At 73.4% G+C, this 19,271-nt stretch carries 16 protein-coding genes; 11 read left to right on the plus strand and 5 right to left on the minus strand.

Going from position 1 to position 19,271, the window contains the following annotated elements:
• The first annotated feature begins 6 nt into the window (after positions 1-6).
• From E4U91_RS04130 to E4U91_RS04150, 5 genes are read left to right on the plus strand one after another with little or no spacing between them, the layout of a single operon-like run.
• Entirely contained in the window at positions 7-1,620 is a 1,614-nt protein-coding gene (locus tag E4U91_RS04130; RefSeq protein WP_137305273.1) for a PfaD family polyunsaturated fatty acid/polyketide biosynthesis protein, read from the plus strand.
• A complete protein-coding gene (locus E4U91_RS04135; protein ID WP_137305274.1) occupies positions 1,617-3,299 on the plus strand; it encodes an acyl-CoA dehydrogenase family protein in 1,683 nt (560 codons plus the stop codon). The genes E4U91_RS04130 and E4U91_RS04135 overlap by 4 nt, the downstream gene beginning before the upstream one ends.
• A gap of 16 nt (positions 3,300-3,315) precedes the next feature.
• Complete coding sequence (locus tag E4U91_RS04140) at positions 3,316-5,106, plus strand: acyl-CoA dehydrogenase family protein (RefSeq protein WP_206666902.1); 1,791 nt, start codon at positions 3,316-3,318, stop codon at positions 5,104-5,106.
• Between the two features lies 1 nt (position 5,107).
• Positions 5,108-5,860: a 4'-phosphopantetheinyl transferase family protein gene (locus E4U91_RS04145; RefSeq protein WP_137305275.1), complete on the plus strand. Its 753-nt coding sequence runs from the start codon at positions 5,108-5,110 to the stop codon at positions 5,858-5,860.
• A gap of 22 nt (positions 5,861-5,882) precedes the next feature.
• Positions 5,883-7,172 carry an NAD(P)/FAD-dependent oxidoreductase gene (locus E4U91_RS04150; RefSeq protein ID WP_137305276.1) on the plus strand — a complete coding sequence of 430 codons (1,290 nt, stop codon included), beginning with the start codon at positions 5,883-5,885 and terminating at the stop codon, positions 7,170-7,172.
• Positions 7,173-7,183: 11 nt separating this feature from the next.
• Here E4U91_RS04150 and E4U91_RS04155 read toward each other — a convergent pair whose 3' ends face one another.
• Positions 7,184-7,804, minus strand: a complete 621-nt coding sequence (locus E4U91_RS04155; RefSeq protein WP_137305277.1) for a MerR family transcriptional regulator — start codon at positions 7,802-7,804, stop codon at positions 7,184-7,186.
• A gap of 142 nt (positions 7,805-7,946) precedes the next feature.
• Here E4U91_RS04155 and E4U91_RS04160 point away from each other — a divergent pair, with 142 nt between their 5' ends.
• From E4U91_RS04160 to E4U91_RS04185, 6 genes are all read left to right on the plus strand, one after another.
• Positions 7,947-8,345, plus strand: coding sequence for a DUF3291 domain-containing protein (locus tag E4U91_RS04160; protein WP_137305278.1), 399 nt, complete (start codon positions 7,947-7,949; stop codon positions 8,343-8,345).
• A 38-nt stretch (positions 8,346-8,383) separates the two neighbouring features.
• Positions 8,384-9,835, plus strand: coding sequence for an MFS transporter (locus tag E4U91_RS04165; RefSeq protein WP_137305279.1), 1,452 nt, complete (start codon positions 8,384-8,386; stop codon positions 9,833-9,835).
• A 193-nt stretch (positions 9,836-10,028) separates the two neighbouring features.
• Positions 10,029-12,224 carry an RICIN domain-containing protein gene (locus E4U91_RS04170; RefSeq protein ID WP_174867751.1) on the plus strand — a complete coding sequence of 732 codons (2,196 nt, stop codon included), beginning with the start codon at positions 10,029-10,031 and terminating at the stop codon, positions 12,222-12,224.
• A 115-nt stretch (positions 12,225-12,339) separates the two neighbouring features.
• Entirely contained in the window at positions 12,340-12,978 is a 639-nt protein-coding gene (locus E4U91_RS04175) for a LysE family translocator (protein WP_137305280.1), read from the plus strand.
• Between the two features lie 81 nt (positions 12,979-13,059).
• Complete coding sequence (locus E4U91_RS04180; protein ID WP_137305281.1) at positions 13,060-14,118, plus strand: right-handed parallel beta-helix repeat-containing protein; 1,059 nt, start codon at positions 13,060-13,062, stop codon at positions 14,116-14,118.
• Between the two features lie 52 nt (positions 14,119-14,170).
• Positions 14,171-15,199, plus strand: coding sequence for a methyltransferase (locus E4U91_RS04185; RefSeq protein ID WP_137305282.1), 1,029 nt, complete (start codon positions 14,171-14,173; stop codon positions 15,197-15,199).
• Positions 15,200-15,308: 109 nt separating this feature from the next.
• Here E4U91_RS04185 and E4U91_RS04190 read toward each other — a convergent pair whose 3' ends face one another.
• From E4U91_RS04190 to E4U91_RS04205, 4 genes are all read right to left on the minus strand, one after another.
• The gene (locus E4U91_RS04190) at positions 15,309-16,451 is read right to left on the minus strand and encodes a SchA/CurD-like domain-containing protein (protein ID WP_137305283.1); all 1,143 of its coding nucleotides are present in this window, start codon (positions 16,449-16,451) and stop codon (positions 15,309-15,311) included.
• 184 nt (positions 16,452-16,635) lie between these two features.
• Entirely contained in the window at positions 16,636-17,325 is a 690-nt protein-coding gene (locus E4U91_RS04195; RefSeq protein ID WP_137305284.1) for a class F sortase, read from the minus strand.
• 109 nt (positions 17,326-17,434) lie between these two features.
• Positions 17,435-17,962, minus strand: coding sequence for a hypothetical protein (locus E4U91_RS04200; protein WP_137305285.1), 528 nt, complete (start codon positions 17,960-17,962; stop codon positions 17,435-17,437).
• A gap of 266 nt (positions 17,963-18,228) precedes the next feature.
• The gene (locus E4U91_RS04205; protein WP_137305286.1) at positions 18,229-19,221 is read right to left on the minus strand and encodes an extracellular catalytic domain type 1 short-chain-length polyhydroxyalkanoate depolymerase; all 993 of its coding nucleotides are present in this window, start codon (positions 19,219-19,221) and stop codon (positions 18,229-18,231) included.
• Between the last annotated feature and the right edge of the window lie 50 nt (positions 19,222-19,271).

Here is a 19,271-nt window from a genome sequence, read left to right on the forward strand (position 1 = left end):
CCCGTCATGCAGACCCAGACCACTCCCCTGCGGTGGCACGGAGAGAGCGGCCCGCACACCGACCCGGCGGGCATCTACCAGGCCCTGGCCGACCTCGACCGGCCCTGCTTCGTCGTGCGCACCCCGTCCGGCGTCGGCGCGGTGTCCGGCGGCGGGCCCACCACGGGCGCGGGCGTGCCGCTGCTCGCGGCGGCCCCGGCGCTGCCGGCCCGCACGCTCGGCTCGCCCGCGTTCCTGGCCGCGCACGGTGTCGGCCACGCCTACATGGCGGGCGCGATGGCCGGCGGCATCGCCTCCGCCGACCTGGTGGTCGCGCTGGCCCGGGAGGGCTTCCTGGCCTCCTTCGGCGCGGCCGGACTGCTGCCCGAGACCATCGAGAAGGCCCTGGTGCGGTTCGCGGCCGAAATCCCGGGGCTGCCGTACGCGGTGAACCTGATCCACAGTCCGAGCGAGGAGCGCCTGGAGCGCGAGGCCGTGGAGCTGTTCCTGCGCCACGGGGTGCGCTGCGTCGAGGCGTCAGCGTTCATGAACCTCAGCCCGCACGTGGTGCGGTACCGGCTCAGCGGACTGCGCCGGGACCCGTCGGGCGCGGTCGTCGCCGAGCACCGGCTGATCGCCAAGGTGTCCCGGCCGGAGACCGCCGAGCGGTTCATGCGGCCGGCCCCGGCCACCCTGGTCAGCGCGCTCCTCGACCAGGGCCTGATCACCGCGGACCAGGCCGACCTCGCCAAGTACGTGCCGATGGCGGACGACATCACCGTGGAGGGCGACTCCGGCGGCCACACCGACCGCCGGCCGCTGACCGCGCTGCTGCCGACGATCCTGCGGCTGCGCGACACGGTCCAGCGCGAGCACCGCTACCCCGTGCCGATCCGGGTCGGGGCGGCGGGCGGCCTGGGCTGTCCCACGTCGGTGGCGGGCGCGTTCGCCATGGGCGCCGCGTACGTGGTGACCGGCTCGGTCAACCAGTCGTGCGTGGAGTCCGGCGCGTCGAAGGCGACGAAGGCGCTGCTCGCGGACGCCGGCATCGCCGACTGCGAGATGGCGCCGGCGGCCGACATGTTCGAGATGGGCGTGGAGCTCCAGGTGCTGAAGAAGGGCACCCTGTTCCCGATGCGCGCCAAGCGCCTGTACGAGCTGTACCAGGCGTACGACGGCCTGGAGGCGCTGCCCGACGCGGAGCGGACCCGGCTGGAGAAGCAGATCCTGCGCCGCCCGCTCGACGACGTCTGGCAGGACTGCGTGGGCTACTTCAGCCGCCGCGACCCCGAGCAGCTGGCCCGGGCCGCGGACAACCCGAAGCGGCGCATGGCCCTGGTCTTCCGCTGGTACCTGGGCATGGCCTCGCGCTGGTCCACGGTCGGCGACCCGGACCGGGTCCTGGACTACCAGGTGTGGTGCGGTCCGGCGATGGGCGCCTTCAACGACTGGGTGACCGCCAGCTACCTGAAGGCGCCGGGCAACCGCCGGGTCGCCGACGTCGCCCACCACCTGATGCGCGGGGCCGCCTTCCAGACCCGGCTGGCCCAGCTGCGGGTGGCGGGCGTGCGGTTCCCGGCGTCGGTGTCCGACTACCGTCCGGTGCCGCTGGAGGCGCCGACCCTGGAGGGGGCCCGGTGAGCCCCGAGGAACTGGAGCGCCTGCTGGGCGACCCCTACGACGAGGCCGGGCCGTACGGTTTCGCCGCGGCCGTCGCCCGCGACGAACAGGACGCGTTCCCCGTAGAGTTGTGCGCCGCGCTGCGGGAGGCCGACTTCCACCTCGACTACCTCCCCGAGGAGTGGGGCGGCCGCTTCGTGTCGTTCGAGCACAGCATGCTGCTGGTGCGCACGGCCGCCCGCCGGGACCTGAACGTGATGCCGGGCACGATGTTCGGCATCACGGCGGCCACCTGTCTGGCGCTGCACGGCTCCCCCGAGCAGCGCAAGCACGCGGCCGGGATATTGGCACGCGGCGGTGCGGTCGGGTTCGCCCTGTCGGAGGCCGACCACGGCAGCGACCTGCTGGCCAACACGGCCCGGCTGACCCCGGTGGACGGCGGCTGGGAGCTGACGGGCGAGAAGTGGATGGTGGGCCTCGGCCGGCGCTGCGAGGCGGTGTACCTGGTGGCGCGGACCGGTGAACGCGGACCGGGCGCCTTCTCGGCGGTCCTGCTGGACCTGCCCGACGGGGCGGGGCGGTACGAGCGGAGCCCGGCCGTGCCCGCGAGCGGGATGCGCGGCATCGACTTCGCCCACCTGCGCTTCGACCGCTTCCCGGTGCCGGCCGACGCCCTGGTCGGCGCCGAGGGCCAGGCGCTGGAGTCGGTGATGAAGGCCCAGCAGGTGGTCCGGGTGATGTCCATGGCGGGCAGCCTGGGCTGCGCCGACACGGCCCTGCGGCTGACGCTGGACTTCGCGGCGCGGCGGCGGGTGGGCCGTACGACCGTGCTGCGCTCGCCGTACCCGCGGCGGGAGGTGGCGGTGGCCTCGGCCGCCCTGCTGGCCGCCGACGCGGTCGCGCTGGCCGCGGCGCGCGGGATCCACGTGGCCCCCGAGGTGTTCAGCGTCTGGGGGTGCGCGGCCAAGCACGTCGTCGCGGAGAGCACGGAGGACGCCCTGCGCCGCTGCGGCACGGTCCTCGCGACGCGGGCGGTGCTGCGCACCGAGGGCCCGGGCGGAGGCCTGTTCCAGAAGCTCCAGCGGGACGCGGCGATCGTGCGGGTGATCGACACGAGCACCCTGGCGAACCTGCGCGCCTTCGCCGCGCAGCTGCCGTCGCTGCGGCACTTCGGCGGGGAGGACCGCGAAGGGGCGGAGCGCGCGGTGCGGGAGGTCCGCACGGTCTTCGACCTGACCGCCCCGCTCCCGCCCTACGCCCCCGACCGCCTGGACCTGACGGCCCGCGGCCACGACCCGGTCACCGCCGCCCTTCCGCACACCGCGCCGGACGTCCTCGCCCGGCTGACGGCGGACGGCGAACTCACCACCGCGGACCTGGTCACGCGGCTGGTCACCGCGGTCGGCGGGCTCCCCGCCGAGCTCGCCGGCGCCGACCGGGACACCGGCCCGGTCGACCTCGCGGAGCGCTACGCCTGGCTGCACGCCGCCGCCTGCTGCGTGCACCTGGCGTGGGCCGACCCGGCCCGCGCGACGTTCACCCCCGCCTGGCTGGGCGCCTGCCTGGCCTACCTCCTCGCTCGCGCCGACGGCACGGACCCGCGCCGGGAGGCCGCCGCGCTCCTGCCGGCGGCGGACCTCGCCGTCGAACTGCACGCGGCGAACCGCCTGTTCAGCGTCCTGCCCGTCCACCTCGCCTGACCGTCGGAGACCCATCGTGCCCAAGGAAGACCTCACCGAGCTCGCCCGGCGGCTGGAGAGCCACCTGGGCGACCCGCACGACCCGGCGAGCCGCATGCCGTACGCGCGCGTGCTGGAGTACGACGAACGCGAGGACTATCCCTACGAGTTCGTCAACCTGCTCCAGCGCTGGGGCGCCGCCGACTACTCGCTGCCCCGCGCCCAGGGCGGCAAGGCCGGTGACGTGGAGACCGGGTTCAACCTGATGCGGCTGATCGCCCGCCGGGACCCGACCACCGCCACCGCGTTCATCATCACCAGCCTGTCCTTCATGCCCGCCTGGATCGCCGGCACCGACGAGCAGAAGCGGGCGCTGGTCAAGGCCGTCCAGCACGGCACCCGGTACGCCTGGGGGCTGTCCGAGCGCCGCCACGGCAGCGACCTGACCGCCAACGAGACGACCGCCGTGAAGACCGACGGCGGCTGGCTGCTGACCGGCGAGAAGTGGCTGATCGGCAACGGCCGGGTCGCCGACGGGCTGAGCATCCACGCCCGCACCGACCCCCGGGGCGGCCCGGGCGGCTACTCGGTGTTCGTGCTCGACAAGCGCGCCACCCCGGCGGGCAGCGTGGACGAGCTGCCGCGCGAGCGCATGCACGGGCTGCGCGGCCTCGACATGAGCGGCTTCCGGCTGGACGGCGTGTTCGTGCCGGACTCCGCGCTGCTCGGGAAGCCGGGGCAGGGCCTGGAGATCGCCCTGAAGACCTCGCAGACGGCGCGGGCGCTGATCAGCGGGATCGCCCTGTCCGCGGTGGACACCGGTCTGCGGGTGACGCTCGACTTCACCGAGCGCCGCGAGGTGTTCGGGCGGACCGTCAGCGACATCCCCTATTCGCGGCGGCAGTTGGCCGAGGTCTTCGCGGACCTCATGGTCGCCGACGCGGTGAGCCTCGGCGCGGTGCGCGCGCTGCAGGTGGTGCCCGAGCAGACCAGTGTGTGGTCGTCGGTGGTGAAGTACTTCGTGCCGACGCTGCTGGAGCGCACCTTCGCGCAGCTCAACGTGGTGCTGGGGGCCCGGTTCTACCTGCGCGACCAGCCGCACTACGCCATCCACCAGAAGATGCTGCGCGACCTGCCGGTGGCGAACTTCGCCGACGGCAACACCGTGGTGAACCTCAAGAACATCGCGCTCCAGCTGGAGGGGCTGCTCGCCACCGCGCGGGACGCCGGGCCGGACGTGCGCGCCGAGGCGGAGGGCCACGCCGAGGTGCTGTTCGGCATCGACCGGGAGCTGCCGCTGTACCGGCCGTGGGACCAGGAGTTGTTCTCCCGGGGCCGCGACGACGCGCTGATCGCGGCGCCGGCCGCGCTGGCCCGGCTGCGGCGGCTGGCCGGGGAGGCCAAGCGGGAGGAGCGGCGGTGGCTGGAGCGGGCCGCCGAGGTGGCCGCCGAACTCCTCGCGCACGGCGACTCGGTGCGCGAGCGGGCCGGGGCGCTGAAGGCCGCCCTGGGCCGGGACTTCGGCCAGTCGGCCGAGCTGTTCGACCTGGCCAAGGAGTACTGCCTGCTGCACGCGGCCGCCGCGTGCGTGCACACCCACGTCCACTCGGCGGCCGCGCTGGAGGACCCGCTGCCCAGCGGGGCGCTGCTGCTCCTGCAGCTGGAGCGGATCCGCCGGCACCTCAGGCCGCACGAGGCGGTGACCGACGCGGCGGCGGTCGACGAGGTGATGCGGGTGCTGCGGCACCTGCACCGGGAGGACCGGCTGTTCTCGTACTGGCAGTTCCCGCTGGCCGAGCGCGGCGACCTCGCCGCGGCCGGCCGCTGACATGGCCGACGAGCAGGCCCCGGGCCCCCCGACCGGCACCGTCACCCGCGTGGACCTGACGGACCGTCACCTGTGGCTGCTGCCCGAGGCGGCCACGGGGGCGTTCGTGGCGCGCATGGGCGGCACCGCCCTGCTGACCGACGACGAGCGGGCGCGGTGCGAGCGCCCGCTCGCACCGGGCAGCCGGCTGCGCCGGGCCGCCGCACTGCTGCTGGCCCGGCACGCGCTCGGCGCGGTCTCCGGCCTCCCGGCGGCGGCCTGGCGCTTCCGGCCCACCCCGGACGGCCGGCCGGAGCCGTGCGCCCCGGCCGGCACCGGGCTGCGCTTCAACCTGTCGCACACCGACGGGCTGATCGCCTGCGTGGTCACCGACGCCGGCCGGGCCTGCGGGGTGGACGCCGAGCGCTCGCCCGCGGGCCCGGACGCGGTGGCCCACCTGCCCCGGCACTTCGCCGCACCGGAGCGCGCCGACCTCGCGGCCCTCACCGACGAGCGGGCGCGGGCGGCGCGGGTGGCCGCGTACTGGGTGCTGAAGGAGGCCTACCTCAAGGCGCTCGGCACCGGGCTGCGCCGCACCCTGTCCGGCTTCGCCTTCACCGGTCTGCCCGGCCCCCGCATCGAGGTCCACGACAGCGGACGACACCTGGCGGGCTGGCAGTTCGACCTGATCCGACCGACCCCGCAGCACGTGGTGGCCGTCGCCACCGAGCGTTCCCGGCCCGGAGGGCTGCACACCGTGACCCTCTCCGGCTGACCCCACCCCGTAAGGAGTCCTGATGTCCGACAAGCCCAGCATCGCCGTCGTCGGCGGCGGCGTCGCCGGTATCTCCGCCGCCTACGCCCTGCGCGAGCACGCCCACATCACCCTGTTCGAGCGCGAGGACCGCCTCGGCGGCCACGCCAACACCGTCGAGGTCGAGGACGCGGGCCGGGTCCTGGGCATCGACACCGCGTTCGTGGTGTTCAACAAGCCCGCCTACCCGAACCTGGGTGCCTTCTTCGAGGAACTGGGCGTCGCCCACCAGCAGTTGGTCAGCGGGTTCAACTTCTTCGACCTGGACGGCCGGTTCCAGTACGGCAGCGACGAACTGGACCTGCCGGAGGAGGAGATCCGCGCCCGCTACCCGGAGTACTTCCGGACGATCTGGCGGGAGGCCCGGCGCTTCCACGAGGAGGGCCGGCGGGACTTCTTCCGCAAGCGCACCAACCTGCCGATGGGCGAGTACCTGGACCGGGGCGGCTACAGCCAGGAGTTCCGCCACGGCTACTTCATCCTGCTGTGCAGCGCGGTGTGGTCGGTGCCCGCGGAGCTGATCTGGGAGATGCCGGCCACCACGGTGATCGCGTTCTTCATGGCGCACGACGAGGGCGGCCTGGGCGGCCGACGCGTCGACTGGCGCACGGTGACCGGCGGTTCGGTGTCGTACGTGCGCAAGGCGATCGCCGCGATCGACCCCAAGACCCGGCTGTCCGAGCCGGTCACCTCGATCCGGCAGGAGGCCGACGGCGTCCTCGTGCGAACCGCCTCCGGCGAGGAGCGCTTCGACTACGCGGTGGCCGCGACGCACGGCGACGTCACCCGCGGCCTGCTGGAGAACCCCACCGAGCGGCAGCGCGCGCTGCTCGACCCGATCCGCTACAACCGCTCGTCGGTGATCCTGCACACCGACGCCTCCGTGATGCCCGGCGACCGCGACCGCTGGGAGGCGTGGAACTACGGCAAGGTGACGGTGGACGGGCAGCCGCGCACGTACGTCGCCTACTACATGAACAAGCTGCACGGATTCACGTCCGACACCGACTACTTCGTGACACTGGACTACCCGCTGGAGGTCCGCGAGGAGACGGTGATCCGCTCCTTCCCCTACGAGCACCCGGTGATCGACATGACGCTGCGGGAGGCGCAGCGGACCATCTACCAGGTCAACGAGGGGCCGCGGGTGAAGCTGTGCGGCTCCTACTTCCACTCCAAGCAGCAGTACCACGACCAGATCGGCTCGCACGAGGCCGCGTTCTCGTCGGGCAAGGAGGCCGCGGCCCAGCTGCTGCGGGAGCTGGGCGCCTGAGCCGCGGGGGGCTATTCGGCGGCGTGCCGACGTGCCGACTCGTTCTCCTGGGCCATGCGCCGCAGCGCCATCAGCGCGGGCTCCAGGAGGACGGTCAGCAGCAGGGCGCGCTCGGCGGCCTCCAGCGGGTCGTCCAGGCCGGTGAGCTGGTCGAGGTCGAGCACGGCGGTCCGCTCGGCCAGACGGGCGTACGGCAGCAGGGTGTGCGCGTCGACGGGGACGCCGAGGGAGCGCAGCGAGGCGAGGGTCTCGGCGAGGGTGGCGCGGGCCGGGGCGGCCTCGTTCACGGCCCAGCCCAGCTCCTTGACCAGGGCGTCGACCTCGGCGGTCTCCGGGGGGTGCTCGGCGGTCTCGTCGGACAGGCGGACGGCGCCGAGGGCGAGGCCCAGCACCAGGTGGGTGTCGCCGGTGTGCTCGGTGAGGGCGTCCAGCACCTCGCGGGTGGTGGACACCGACAGCCCGCGCACCCCGGTCAGCGCGCGGACCAGCCGGAGCCGGCGCAGGTGCTGGTCGTCGTACTCGGCCTGGGTGGCGGCGGTCTGGCGGCCCGGCGGGAGCAGGCCCTCACGGAGGTAGTACTTGATCGTCGTCACGGAGACGCCACTGCGGCGGCTCAGTTCGGAGATGCGCATCGGATCGGCTCCGCCCCGCTCTGGAAACTGGATACCTCTACTGTCTAACATAGATAGTGAAGGTATCCAATGGGTCCCCTCGGGTCCCCCGCCCTGCCCGACGCCCGCCGCCCCGCCCTCCCACCCGAAGAAGGCCGCAGCCATGCCCACCCTGCGCTGGACCACCGTCCACACCCCCGCCCCGGACGCCGAGGCGTTCGTCATGGCGTCCCGGCTGGAGGTCCGCTCCCCCTCCGACGTCCCGCGCTTCTTCGTGAAGTCCCTCGCCTCCTGGAAGCAGGTCTGCCGCGCCCCGGGCGCCTACGGCGCCTCGCTGATCGCCGAGCCCCTCAAGCGCACCTTCTGGACCCTGTCGGCCTGGCAGGACAAGGACGCGCTCTACACCTACGCCCGCACCGAGCCCCACAAGTCGATCATGATCGGCCTGCGGCCCGTGATGAAGGACTCGGTCTTCACGTTCTGGCAGGTCCCGGCGGCCGAGCTGCCCATCGACTGGTCCGACGCCAAGCGCCGCCTGGCCGAGCAGGCCGCGCGCGCCTGACCCCCCGCCGACGGTTCACCCTCCCCCTGGAGATCCTCATGACCCTGTCCGAAGAGAGCCCGGTCCTCGACGCCGGCCGGGCCCCGGCCCCGGCCCCGGCCCCCGAGGGCCGCCGCGTGCCGCTGTGGCTCGCGATCGTCGCGTGCAGCGTGCCGATGTTCATGGTCGCGCTCGACAACCTCGTCGTCTCCACGGCCCTGCACACCCTGGCCGTCGACCTGAAGGCGAACACGCAGGAACTGCAGTGGTTCGTCAACGCCTACGTCCTCAGCTTCGCCTGCCTGCTGATGACGGGCGCCGCGCTCGGCGACCGGTTCGGCCGGCGCGCGGTCTTCGTGGTCGGCATCGTCGTGTTCACGCTGGCCTCCATCGGCTGCGGCCTGTCCGACACCAGCGCCCAGCTGATCACCTTCCGCACGATCCAGGGCTTCGGCGCCGCCGCGGTGATGCCGTTGTCGCTGACCCTGCTGTCCCAGGCCGTGCCCGAGCGGCTGCGCGGCATGGCGCTGGGCGTCTGGTCCGGCGTCAGCGGCCTGGCGGTCGCCATGGGACCGGTGGTGGGCGGCGCCGTGGTGGACGGCCTCGACTGGCAGTGGATCTTCTGGATCAACGTGCCGGTGTGCGTCGTCGCCATCCCGCTGGTGCTGTTCGCGCTGCGCGAGAGCTCGCTGCCGGGCGTGCGGCTCGACCTCGTCGGCATGCTGCTGGCGGCGGCCGGACTGTGCGCGGTGGTGTGGGCCATCGTGCACGGCGAGCCCGACGGCTGGACCTCCGGCAAGGTGCTCGGCGCGTTCGCCGCGGGCACGGTCCTGCTGGCCCTCTTCGTCGCCTGGGAGGCGCGCACCGACGAGCCGATGCTGCCGCTGTCGTTCTACCGGGTACGGGCCTTCACCCTCACCAACGTGGTCTCCGCGACGATGTACTTCGGTGTGTTCGGCTCGCTGTTCCTGCTCGCCCAGTACCTCCAGATCGTGCCGCCGCGCACCCCGCTGGAGGCCGGGGTGCGCACCCTCGCCTGGACGCTGATGCCGATGTTCGTCGCCCCGGTGGCGGGCCTGCTCACCGACAAGGTGGGCGGTGGTCGGCTGATGGCGCTCGGCCTGTTCCTCCAGGGCGTCGGCCTCGGCTGGATCAACCTGGTCGCCGACACCGACACCGCGTACTCCTCGCTGGTCGGGCCGATGATCGTGGCCGGCATCGGCATGGGCTTCGTCTTCGCGCCGACGGCCGCGGTGGTGCTCGGCTCGGTGGCCAAGGAGCACGCGGGCAAGGCGTCCGGCGCCAACACCACCGTCCGCGAGATCGGCGGCGCGCTCGGCATCGCCGTGCTGAGCACGGTGTTCGTCGCCCACGGCTCCACCCGGGACCCGCAGCGGTTCGTCGACGGCCTGCACCCCGCGGTGTGGGTCGGCGTCGCGGTGGTCCTCGCCGGGGCGGTGTGCGCCCTCGGCATCCCGCGCCGCCCGCGGCCGGCCGACCAGCCGTCCTGAGCCCGGGGGAAGTCGGGGCCCGAAGGCCCGTCCGGACCGGCTCCGGGCGGGCCTTCGCCGTGCCCGGGCGCGCCCGGTGGGGCGGCACCACGCCAACCCCCTTCCGTCAAACCTTACTTCACCTCTTGACGTAAGTGGTCCATACCTTTAGGTTCACCGGCACCTCCTGATCCCCCACCCCCGAGGAGAGCTGGTGTCCCCCCTCTCACGTCCGCCACGGACGGGCCGCCGCGCCACCGTCGTCACGGCGGTGCTGGCCACGACCGCCGCGGCCCTGCTGACCGCGGCCCCGGCCGAGGCCGCGCCCACCGCCCTGCCCACCGGCTGGGCGACGCTGATGAACGCCGCGAGCGGCCGGTGCCTGGACGCCCGCGCGGCCGCGACCGCCAACGGCACGGCCGTCCAGCAGTACTCCTGCAACGGCAGCACCGCCCAGCAGTGGTCCCTGACGGCCACGAGCGACGGCTACGTCCGCCTCGCGAACCGCAACGACAGCAACCAGGTCGCCGACGTGGCCGACGTGTCCACCGCCGACAACGCCCCGGTCCACCTGTGGAGTTACGGCGGCGGGGCCAACCAGCAGTGGCTGCCGGTCGACGAGGGCGGCGGCGCCTACCACTTCGTCAACCGCAACAGCGGCAAGTGCCTGGACGACCCGGGCGCGTCCACCGCCGACAGCGTGCAGTTCGTGCAGTACCCCTGCAACGGCACGGCCGCCCAGCGCTTCCAGGTGGTTCCCGTGACCCAGTCGAGCAACCCCGACCTCGGCCCGAACGTCGTCGTGTTCGACCCGTCGATGTCCTCCGCAACGATCCAGGGCCGCCTGAACTCGATCTTCCAGCAGCAGGAGACCAACCAGTTCGGCTCCCAGCGCTATGCGGTGATGTTCAAGCCCGGCGCCTACTCCGCCGACGTCAACGTGGGCTTCTACACCCAGGTGCTGGGCCTCGGCCTCTCCCCCGACGCGGTCACCGTCAACGGCGCGGTGCACGCGGAGGCCGACTGGTTCCAGGGCAACGCGACGCAGAACTTCTGGCGCGGCGCGGAGAACCTCTCCGTCAACCCGACCGGCGGCAGCGACCGCTGGGCCGTCTCGCAGGCGGCGGCGTACCGCCGGATGCACCTGCGCGGCAACCTCGCGCTCGACGACAACGGCTGGTCCAGCGGCGGCCTGCTGGCCGACAGCAAGGTCGACGGGCAGGTCAACTCGGGCAGCCAGCAGCAGTGGCTGACCCGCAATTCCCAGCTCGGCAGCTGGACCGGCTCCAACTGGAACATGGTCTTCGTCGGCAGCCAGGGCGTGCCCGGCACCAGCTTCCCCAAGCCCCCGTACACGACGGTCGCCCAGACCCCGGTCAGCCGGGAGAAGCCGTTCCTCTACGTCGACGGCGGCGGCGCCTACCGGGTGTTCGTGCCGTCCGTGCGCACCAACTCCACGGCGACCAGCTGGGCCGGCGGCACACCCGCGGGCAGCTCCCTGTCCCTGGACACCTTCTACGTCGTGAAGCCGGGCGCGACCGCGGCGCAGATCAACGCGGCGCTCGCGGCGGGCAAGAACCTGCTGGTCACCCCGGGTGTCTACCACCTCGACCAGACGCTGCAGGTGAACCGCGCCGACACCGTGGTCCTCGGGCTGGGCCTCGCCACCTTCGTCCCGGACAACGGCGTCACCGCGCTCAAGGTCGCCGACGTGGACGGCGTGAAGATCGCCGGGCTGCTCATCGACGCGGGCACCACCAACTCCTCCACGCTGGTGGAGGTCGGCCCCACCGGCTCCGCCGCCTCGCACGCGGCGAACCCGACCTCGTTGCACGACGTGTACTTCCGCGTCGGCGGCGCGGGCGTCGGCCGGGCCACCACCAGCCTCGTCGTCAACAGCGACAACGTCATCGGCGACCACATGTGGATCTGGCGGGCCGACCACGGCAGCGGCGTCGGCTGGACCAGCAACACGGCCGACACCGGACTGGTCGTCAACGGCGACGACGTCACCATGTACGGCCTGTTCGTCGAGCACTACCAGAAGTACCAGACGGTGTGGAACGGCAACGGCGGCCGCACGTACTTCTACCAGAACGAGATGCCGTACGACCCGCCGAACCAGGCGGCCTGGACCAACGGCTCCACCCAGGGCTACGCGGCCTACAAGGTGGCCGACTCGGTGACCTCCCACCAGGCGTACGGGCTGGGCAGCTACTGCTACTTCAACGTCAACCCGTCCGTCGCCGCCGAGCGCGCCATCGAGGCGCCGAACAACCCGAACGTGCGGTTCACCAGCATGGTGACGGTGTCCCTGGGCGGCACGGGCACCATCCGGCACGTCGTCAACGGCACGGGCGGCCCGTCCAACTCCGCGACGAACGTGGCGAACCTGACCTCCTACCCGTGAGCACCCCGCTCACCCCATGAGGAGCCGGCCGCCCCCTGAGCCGGGCGGCCGGCTCCCGCCGGGGATGCGGAAAAAGGGCAGGAACGTCGGTCCACCGCCGTGCTTCCATGGCCCCATGCCCTCCACCGACCGTCTGCTCGCCTTCGCGGCGATGTCCTTCCTGCTGATCGTGGTCCCCGGACCCAGCGTGCTCTTCGTCGTCGGCCGGGCCCTCGCCCAGGGCCGCCGGGCCGCGCTGACCACCGTGGTCGGGAACACGCTGGGCGCCTACGTCCTCGTGGTCGCGGTGGCGCTGGGCGTCGGGTCGCTCGTGGAGCGGTCCGTGCTGGTGTTCACCGGCCTGAAGCTGGCCGGCGCCGCCTACCTGGTGTACCTGGGCGTCCGGGCCTGGCGGCGGCGCGGTTCGCTGCGGGCGGCGTTCGCCGCGGAGGGGGCCGGGCGGGGCCGGCTGCGCACCCTGTGGGAGGGGTTCGCGGTGGGGGTCGCCAACCCCAAGACCATCGTGTTCTTCGCGGCCGTGCTGCCGCAGTTCGTCGACCGGGGGCAGGGGCACGTCGTGGCCCAGATGCTGCTGCTCGGCCTGGTCTTCAACGCCATCGCCCTGGCGTCGGACAGCGTGTGGGGCCTGACCGCGGCCACCGCCCGCACCTGGTTCGCCCGCTCCCCGCGCCGCCTGTCCCTGATCGGCGGAGCCGGCGGCCTCACGATGATCGGCCTGGGCATCGGGGTGGCGGCGACGGGCCGCACGGACTGACGCAGGGGCGCCGGTGCGGGACACGCCACCGGACGGGTCTATCCGGAAAAACACCCGGAACGCATGCATATCGTACGGATTATGCCGAACTCTCGCATCGCATATCTGGCATGCACCGCGGCGATCCTCGGAGCGGGCCTCGGTGCCGCTCCCCCCTCCGCCGGTCATGCGCTCCACGTCGTCAAACCGGGCGAGTCGATCCAGCGGGCCGTGGACGCGGCCGAGCCCGGCGACACCGTCCTCGTCTCGCTCGGCACCTACCACGAGAGCGTCACGGTGAGCACGCCCGGACTGACCCTGCGCGGCATGGGCCGGGGCACGGTCGTCGAACCGGCCACCCAGAAGGCCGCCGCCGGCTGCGCCGCGGCCGGCAACGGGATCTGCGTCACGGGGACCGCGGGCCACCCCCTCAAGGACGTCACCGTGGCCTCGCTGACCGTGTCCGGGTTCAGCCACGACGGCCTGCACGCCACGTACACCGACCGCCTCACCGTGCGCGGCATGACCGCGGTGCGCAACGGGGTGTGGGGCATCGCCCAGGAGCAGTCGGTCCGGGGCGCGTTCCGCGGCAACACCGCCCGCGACAACGGCGACGCCGGCCTCTTCCTGGCCAACAGCGTCGCCGAGGAGCAGGGCGCCACGGACACCGACGGCACCGTCGTCGAGCACAACCGGCTGGAGGGCAACCGGATCGGCGTCACCGTGCGCCGGCTGCGCGACCTGACCGTCGCCCACAACCGGGTCACCGGCAACTGCGCGGGCGTGTTCGTCGTCGGCGACGAGAACAAGCCCCGGGCCGGCGCCCTCACCGTGCGCGACAACCAGGTCGTCGCCAACAACAAGTCGTGCCCGAAGACCGCGCGGCTGTTCGCCCTGCAAGGGTCGGGCATCGTCCTCACCGGCGCCGAGGACACCCTCGTCACCGGCAACGAGGTCCGCGACAACGTGGGCACCTCGCCCGCGTCGGGCGGCATCGTCCTGCTGAAGAGCCTGGTCGGCGCCACCAACGACCGCAACCGGGTCACCGGCAACCACCTCCAGGGCAACTCCCCGGCCGACCTCGTCGACGAGCGGTCCGGCGTCGACAACACCTTCCAGGACAACACCTGCCGGGCCTCGCAGCCCGCGGGCCTGTGCTGACCCGCCGCAGCGCCGGCACGAACCCCACCCCCACTCCCAGGAAGGACGCGGTATGACGACCGCACCGACTGCTCCGCCGCCGCCCATGCGGCTCAGGGAGCTCGCGTTCGGGGCGGCCTGCGCCGCCGCCCTCCGCGCCGCCGCCCGGCTGGGCGTCGCCGACGCGCTCGGCGACACCCCGATGACCGTCGAGGACCTCGCGGCCGCCGTGAAGGCCGAACCCAAGCCGCTGCGACGGCTGTTGCGGGCGCTGGCCTGCTACGACGTGTTCGCCGAGCAGCCGGACGGGACGTACGCGCACACCGCGACCTCCCGGCTGCTGCGCGAGGACGACCCGCACAGCCTGCGCGCCATCACCCTGTGGTGCACGGAGGCGTGGACGTGGGACGCCTGGCCGAAGCTCGACGAGGCGGTGCGCACCGGCCGCAACGTCGTCGAGGACCTGTACGGCAAGGAGTTCTTCACCTACCTCAACGAGGACGCCCCCGAGTCGGCGGACGTCTTCAACCGGGCCATGACGACCTCCAGCGAGCAGTCGGCGCGGGACGTCGCGGCGCTGCTGGACCTCTCGGGCTGCGCCTCGGTCGCCGACCTCGGCGGCGGCCAGGGCCACGTGGTGGCGAGCCTGCTCGACAAGTACCCGTCGATGCACGGCAGTCTGCTCGACCTGCCGCGGGTCGTCGAGAACGCCCTGCCGCGGCTGATGCCCGGCGGCGACCTCGCCGACCGGGCGCGGATCGTGCCCGGCGACGTCCGTACGGCCGTTCCGGTCAAGGCCGACGTCTACATCATCAAGAACATCCTGGAGTGGGACGACGAGAGCACGGCGCGCCTGCTGCGCAACGTCGTCGAGGCCGGCGGTCCGGGCACCCGGGTCGTCGTCATCGAGAACCTCGTCGACGACACGCCGTCGATGCGGTTCAGCACCGCGATGGACCTGATGCTGCTGCTGAACGTGGGCGGGGCGAAGCACACCACCGACAGCATGATCTCCCGCCTGACCGGGGCGGGGCTGGTCGTCGACGACGTGCGGCCGGTCAACTCGTACCTGCACGCGTTCGACTGCACCGTCCCGAAGTGACCTGGGCCGGGGCGGCTCCTTGGGGACGCCCCGAGGACGTCCCCCGGCACCACGGCCGGCCGGGCCCGCTTCCCGCGGGCCCGGCCGGCCGTGGTGTGTGCGGCGGGGGTCAGTCCTGCGGCGAGCGGCGGTCGGTGACCGCCCTCATCCGGGCCAGCTCCACGATCCGAGGGAGGTCGCCGTCCTGGACGCCGACGGCGTCGGGGCCGTCCAGCAGCGTCGTCAGCTCCTTGACCTGCGCGGCCCCGGACAGCCCGAGGCACCGCCCGAGACCCTCGTCGTCCAGGCCGAAGCGCACGTCGAGCAGGCGTACCACGACGTCGTCCCGCTGGAAGATCGTGCTGCCCAGGACCGGGCTGCGCGGGTCGTCCGCCGCCGCCTCGTCGTGCCGGGCCAGCTCCTCGGCCAGCCGCATCCCGCACTCCGGCCGGGCCGGGTAGAACAGCGCGTGCCGCTGGGCCGTCGGGTCCTCCTGCTCCACCGTGACGTGGTGGACGGCGGGCAGTGCCGCCCGGGTGAAGAAGACGCGTGCGGACTGGGGGTCGTCGAGGTCGCGGTCCTGCTCCAGGTAGGGGTTGATGGCCTCCTCGACGGCCCGCACCTCGGGCTGCCGGGCGACGTGGCGCAGGGCCGCGAGCAGGTCGCCGCGCACCTCGATCGCGCGCACCACCCGGTTGCCGTGCAGGAACAGGGAGGTCCGGCACAGCCGGGTGGTGTCGTCGACGCGCGGCTCGGGCGAGGCGTAGCCGGCGAGGATCTCGGCGACCTTGTCCTCGCTGCCCGGCTTCACCGTGAAGGTGAGCGCGTGCCGGATCACCCCGTCGCCGATGCGCGGGGCGGCCTGGAGGCTCCCCTTGGCGTTCTGCGCCCCGGCGCCCCCGATCTCGCGGACGACGTGGAAGCGCAGCGAGCGGGTGTCCCGGACGCAGCTGTGCAGCGGCTGGACCATCCGCACGTGCTCCTCGCTGTTCACCCAGGTGAGGAAGGGCAGCGCGCTCTCCCACTCGCTGGTGACGAGCCACTGGGAGGGGTTCTCGATCGACTGGCACAGCTGCTCGCTGACGTGCCCGGGGACGGAGGCGACCTGGTTGCAGAGCTGCTCGTACGCCTCCAGGAACTGCTGCTGGGCGCCGTCGTGGACGTCGATCAGGAGGATGACGCGGAGCAGGGAGCCGTCGAACACGGACTGGGACACGCGCTGCGACGCCTGTCCGGTCGGCGGCGGCGAGACGGGCGCGGACGTGGTGGTCATCCTGGGCACAACTCCTTCGACGGGGAGGGGACGGGGCGCTGGGGGGGACGGGGGCGCCGGAGGGGGACGCCGTGGGCGCGACTCGATCCTGTGCCGGTCGGCTGCGGCGCGCGATTCGTGTGGACTGCGCGGGTGACCGGCGGGACCGGCGGAGGGGCTGTCCGGCCGGGCCCGCCGGGGCGGGTCAGACCAGGTGGGCGAAGACCACCAGGTTGTCCTTGTAGTCGCGGACCGTGCGGTCGTAGTCGCCCGCGCAGGTGATCAGCCGGACCTGGGCGTCGGGCGTGTCGCCGTACACCCGCTCGCTGGGGAAGTCGTCCTTGGCGAACGTCTGGGCGGTGTCGACCTCGAAGGTCGCCTTGCGCCCGTCGGCGCGCAGGACCTGGAAGACGTCGCCCTTCCTCAGCTCGTTGAGGTTGGCGAAGACGGCGGCCGACGTCTTGGTGTCGACGTGCCCGGCGATGACGGCGGTGCCGAGCTCACCCGGGGAGGCGCCGTCGGCGTACCAGCCGACGAGGTTGGTGTCGTTCGCGGGCGGCGGCTTGAGCTGGCCCGTGGAGCCGAGGGCGAGCTCGGTGAACGGCGCGTCGACCCCGATCTTCGGGATGAGCAGCCGCACGGGCCGCGACCGCGGGAGTTCGCGCACCGGCGCGTCACCGGGGGGCGACGCCGGGGCGGCGGCCTGCGGGACGGCCGGCCGGTGGGACGCGGCGGCCGCCGTGCCGTGGTCGTCGGCGGCGCGGTCACGGCCGCCGAGCAGGCTCATCGCCACGAGCAGCAGGGCCACGGCGCACAGCACGGTCAGGCCGCCGCGGGACCCCTGGCCGGCCGGTTCGGGCTCGTCGCCGGAGGGGGAAGCGGGAGGGACGGTCATCGAGGATCACCTCTGGGGGCACGGCAGGAGGGCGGACGGGGCGCAGACGCCGGGCGGCCGCCACACGATGCACCGGTGGCGGCCGCGGCTCTATCGCGTCCGGCATGGATCAGGCCAGGCCGTGGGCCGACTTCTTGCGGCGCGCGGCGTACAGGCCGGTCCCTGCGAGGGCCAGGACGGCCAGACCGCCCGCGGTCACGGTGGGCGCGGCCAGCGCGCCGCCTCCGGTGTGCATCCCGCCGCGAGGCTTCTCGTGGTCGCCGCTCCAGCCCTCGTTGTCCTTCTCCTTGGTCCAGGAGGAGGACTCGCCGCCCTCGTCCTTGGTCCAGGACGAGCCGCCGTGGTCGCTGTCCTTGTCCTTGTAGGTCTCCGGGTCGAACTTGGGGTCGCGGGCGCCGGGGTCGTCCCCCTTCGTCATGGTCAGCGCACCGCCACCCGTGTGCATGCCGCCGCGCGGGCCGTCGTGGCTCCCGCCGGCGTCGTGCTCCTTGGTGGAGGATCCGTGTTCCTTGCTCTCCTTGCTGTACGAGGAGGAGTCGTGGTCCCAGTCACCTCCGGCCGCGAAGGCCGCGGGAGCGGCGACGGCGAGGGACGCCGACGCCACCGCGGTGGCGAGGATGATGCGAACAGAACGCATGTGAGGGTCCTTCCGCCACGACCGGGCAGCTGGCTCTTCGTCAGCTGTACCGACCCGGCCCTGACTGAACCACCGTCAGCCAGGCCCCGGGCTCGCACCACTCGGGATGCTCAGGCGGGTGAACGCCGTCCCGGCGTGTCGGGCCCGCAACGCGGGGCATCCGGGTGAAACCCCGGGGAGGTGCGCGCCGCGCTTGACGGAGAAGCGCCTGGCGACACGGTTCTGGCTGACGCCTCGTCAGGTCCGTGGTCCCCCGGTCGGCGGAATCACGCCACGTCGAGTCCCCAGGCCGTCCCCATCCGGTACGCCGCGCACAGGTCGACGTCCAGGAGGTAGGCACCGGCCGTCCCGCACTGCGTCGGGCCGCTGCCGGGGTCGACGGGCTGGCCGTGCCCCATGCCGGTGATGCTGTAGGTCTCGACGGCGACGGCACCCGACGGCGCCCGGTACACCTGGTGCGGGTACCCACCGACGGTGTCGCTGACGTCGGCGGTCCGGTCGGCGCCCTGGACGTCGGTCCACTGCCCGACCAGGTCGGTCATGTTCACCGGTTTGACGGTGTAGTCGGCGGTGCCCTGGAAGACCGTCAGCCTCGGCCAGGGGCCCGGGTGGCCGGGGTCGGCGGCGCGCACCCGGTCGCCCCACTGCCGCGGGGTCTGGGTGGCTCCGACGTACATGCACACGTACGGCGATCCGGCGGCCTGCGCGCAGCCGTAGGGCAGCCCGGCGACGACCCCGCCGGCGGCGAACCTGTCCGGGTAGGCCGCCATCATCACGGCCGTCATCGCGCCGCCCGCCGACAGCCCGGTGACGTACACCCGGGAGGCGTCCCCGCCCACGTCGGCGAGGTGCCGGTCGACCATCTGCGCGACGGAGGCGGCCTCGCCCTGGCCGCGCTGGATGTCGCCGGTCTGGAACCAGTCGAAGCAGGACGAGGCGTTGTTGGCGGTCTGCTGCTGCGGCAGGACGACGGAGAACTTCCAGCGGTCGGCGAGTTGGAGCCAGCCGGAGCCGGCGCCGTACCCGGCGGCGTTCTGGGTGCACCCGTGCAGGGCGACCACCACGGGCCGGCCGGCGGGCAGTCCGTCGGGGACGTAGCGGAACATGCGCAGGGCGCCGGGGTTCGTGCCGAAGCCGGTGACTTCCTGGAGGGAGGACGCGGCGGCCCTGCCGGGCGCGCCCAGGCCGAGGCCCAGGGCGACGAGCAGCGTCGCGAGCGCGGTGGCGATGCGGTGGTGTGCGGCTCTGGTCGGTGTCATGCGGAGGGACGGTAGGAGCGGGGGCCGCCCCCCGATATGGAGTGCGGCCC

It is taken from the genome of Streptomyces lasalocidi (assembly GCF_005280215.1).
Lineage (GTDB): Bacteria > Actinomycetota > Actinomycetes > Streptomycetales > Streptomycetaceae > Streptomyces > Streptomyces longwoodensis.

What these genes read in the sequence shown, in the direction of transcription:
- E4U91_RS04130 (WP_137305273.1), top strand. Translation starts at nt 7, where the DNA reads ATGCAGACCCAGACCACTCCCCTGCGGTGGCACGGAGAGAGCGGCCCG.
- E4U91_RS04145 (WP_137305275.1), top strand. Translation starts at nt 5,108, where the DNA reads ATGGCCGACGAGCAGGCCCCGGGCCCCCCGACCGGCACCGTCACCCGC.
- E4U91_RS04150 (WP_137305276.1), top strand. Translation starts at nt 5,883, where the DNA reads ATGTCCGACAAGCCCAGCATCGCCGTCGTCGGCGGCGGCGTCGCCGGT.
- E4U91_RS04155 (WP_137305277.1), bottom strand. Translation starts at nt 7,804, where the DNA reads ATGCGCATCTCCGAACTGAGCCGCCGCAGTGGCGTCTCCGTGACGACG.
- E4U91_RS04160 (WP_137305278.1), top strand. Translation starts at nt 7,947, where the DNA reads ATGCCCACCCTGCGCTGGACCACCGTCCACACCCCCGCCCCGGACGCC.
- E4U91_RS04165 (WP_137305279.1), top strand. Translation starts at nt 8,384, where the DNA reads ATGACCCTGTCCGAAGAGAGCCCGGTCCTCGACGCCGGCCGGGCCCCG.
- E4U91_RS04175 (WP_137305280.1), top strand. Translation starts at nt 12,340, where the DNA reads ATGCCCTCCACCGACCGTCTGCTCGCCTTCGCGGCGATGTCCTTCCTG.
- E4U91_RS04180 (WP_137305281.1), top strand. Translation starts at nt 13,060, where the DNA reads ATGCCGAACTCTCGCATCGCATATCTGGCATGCACCGCGGCGATCCTC.
- E4U91_RS04185 (WP_137305282.1), top strand. Translation starts at nt 14,171, where the DNA reads ATGACGACCGCACCGACTGCTCCGCCGCCGCCCATGCGGCTCAGGGAG.
- E4U91_RS04190 (WP_137305283.1), bottom strand. Translation starts at nt 16,451, where the DNA reads ATGACCACCACGTCCGCGCCCGTCTCGCCGCCGCCGACCGGACAGGCG.
- E4U91_RS04195 (WP_137305284.1), bottom strand. Translation starts at nt 17,325, where the DNA reads ATGACCGTCCCTCCCGCTTCCCCCTCCGGCGACGAGCCCGAACCGGCC.
- E4U91_RS04200 (WP_137305285.1), bottom strand. Translation starts at nt 17,962, where the DNA reads ATGCGTTCTGTTCGCATCATCCTCGCCACCGCGGTGGCGTCGGCGTCC.
- E4U91_RS04205 (WP_137305286.1), bottom strand. Translation starts at nt 19,221, where the DNA reads ATGACACCGACCAGAGCCGCACACCACCGCATCGCCACCGCGCTCGCG.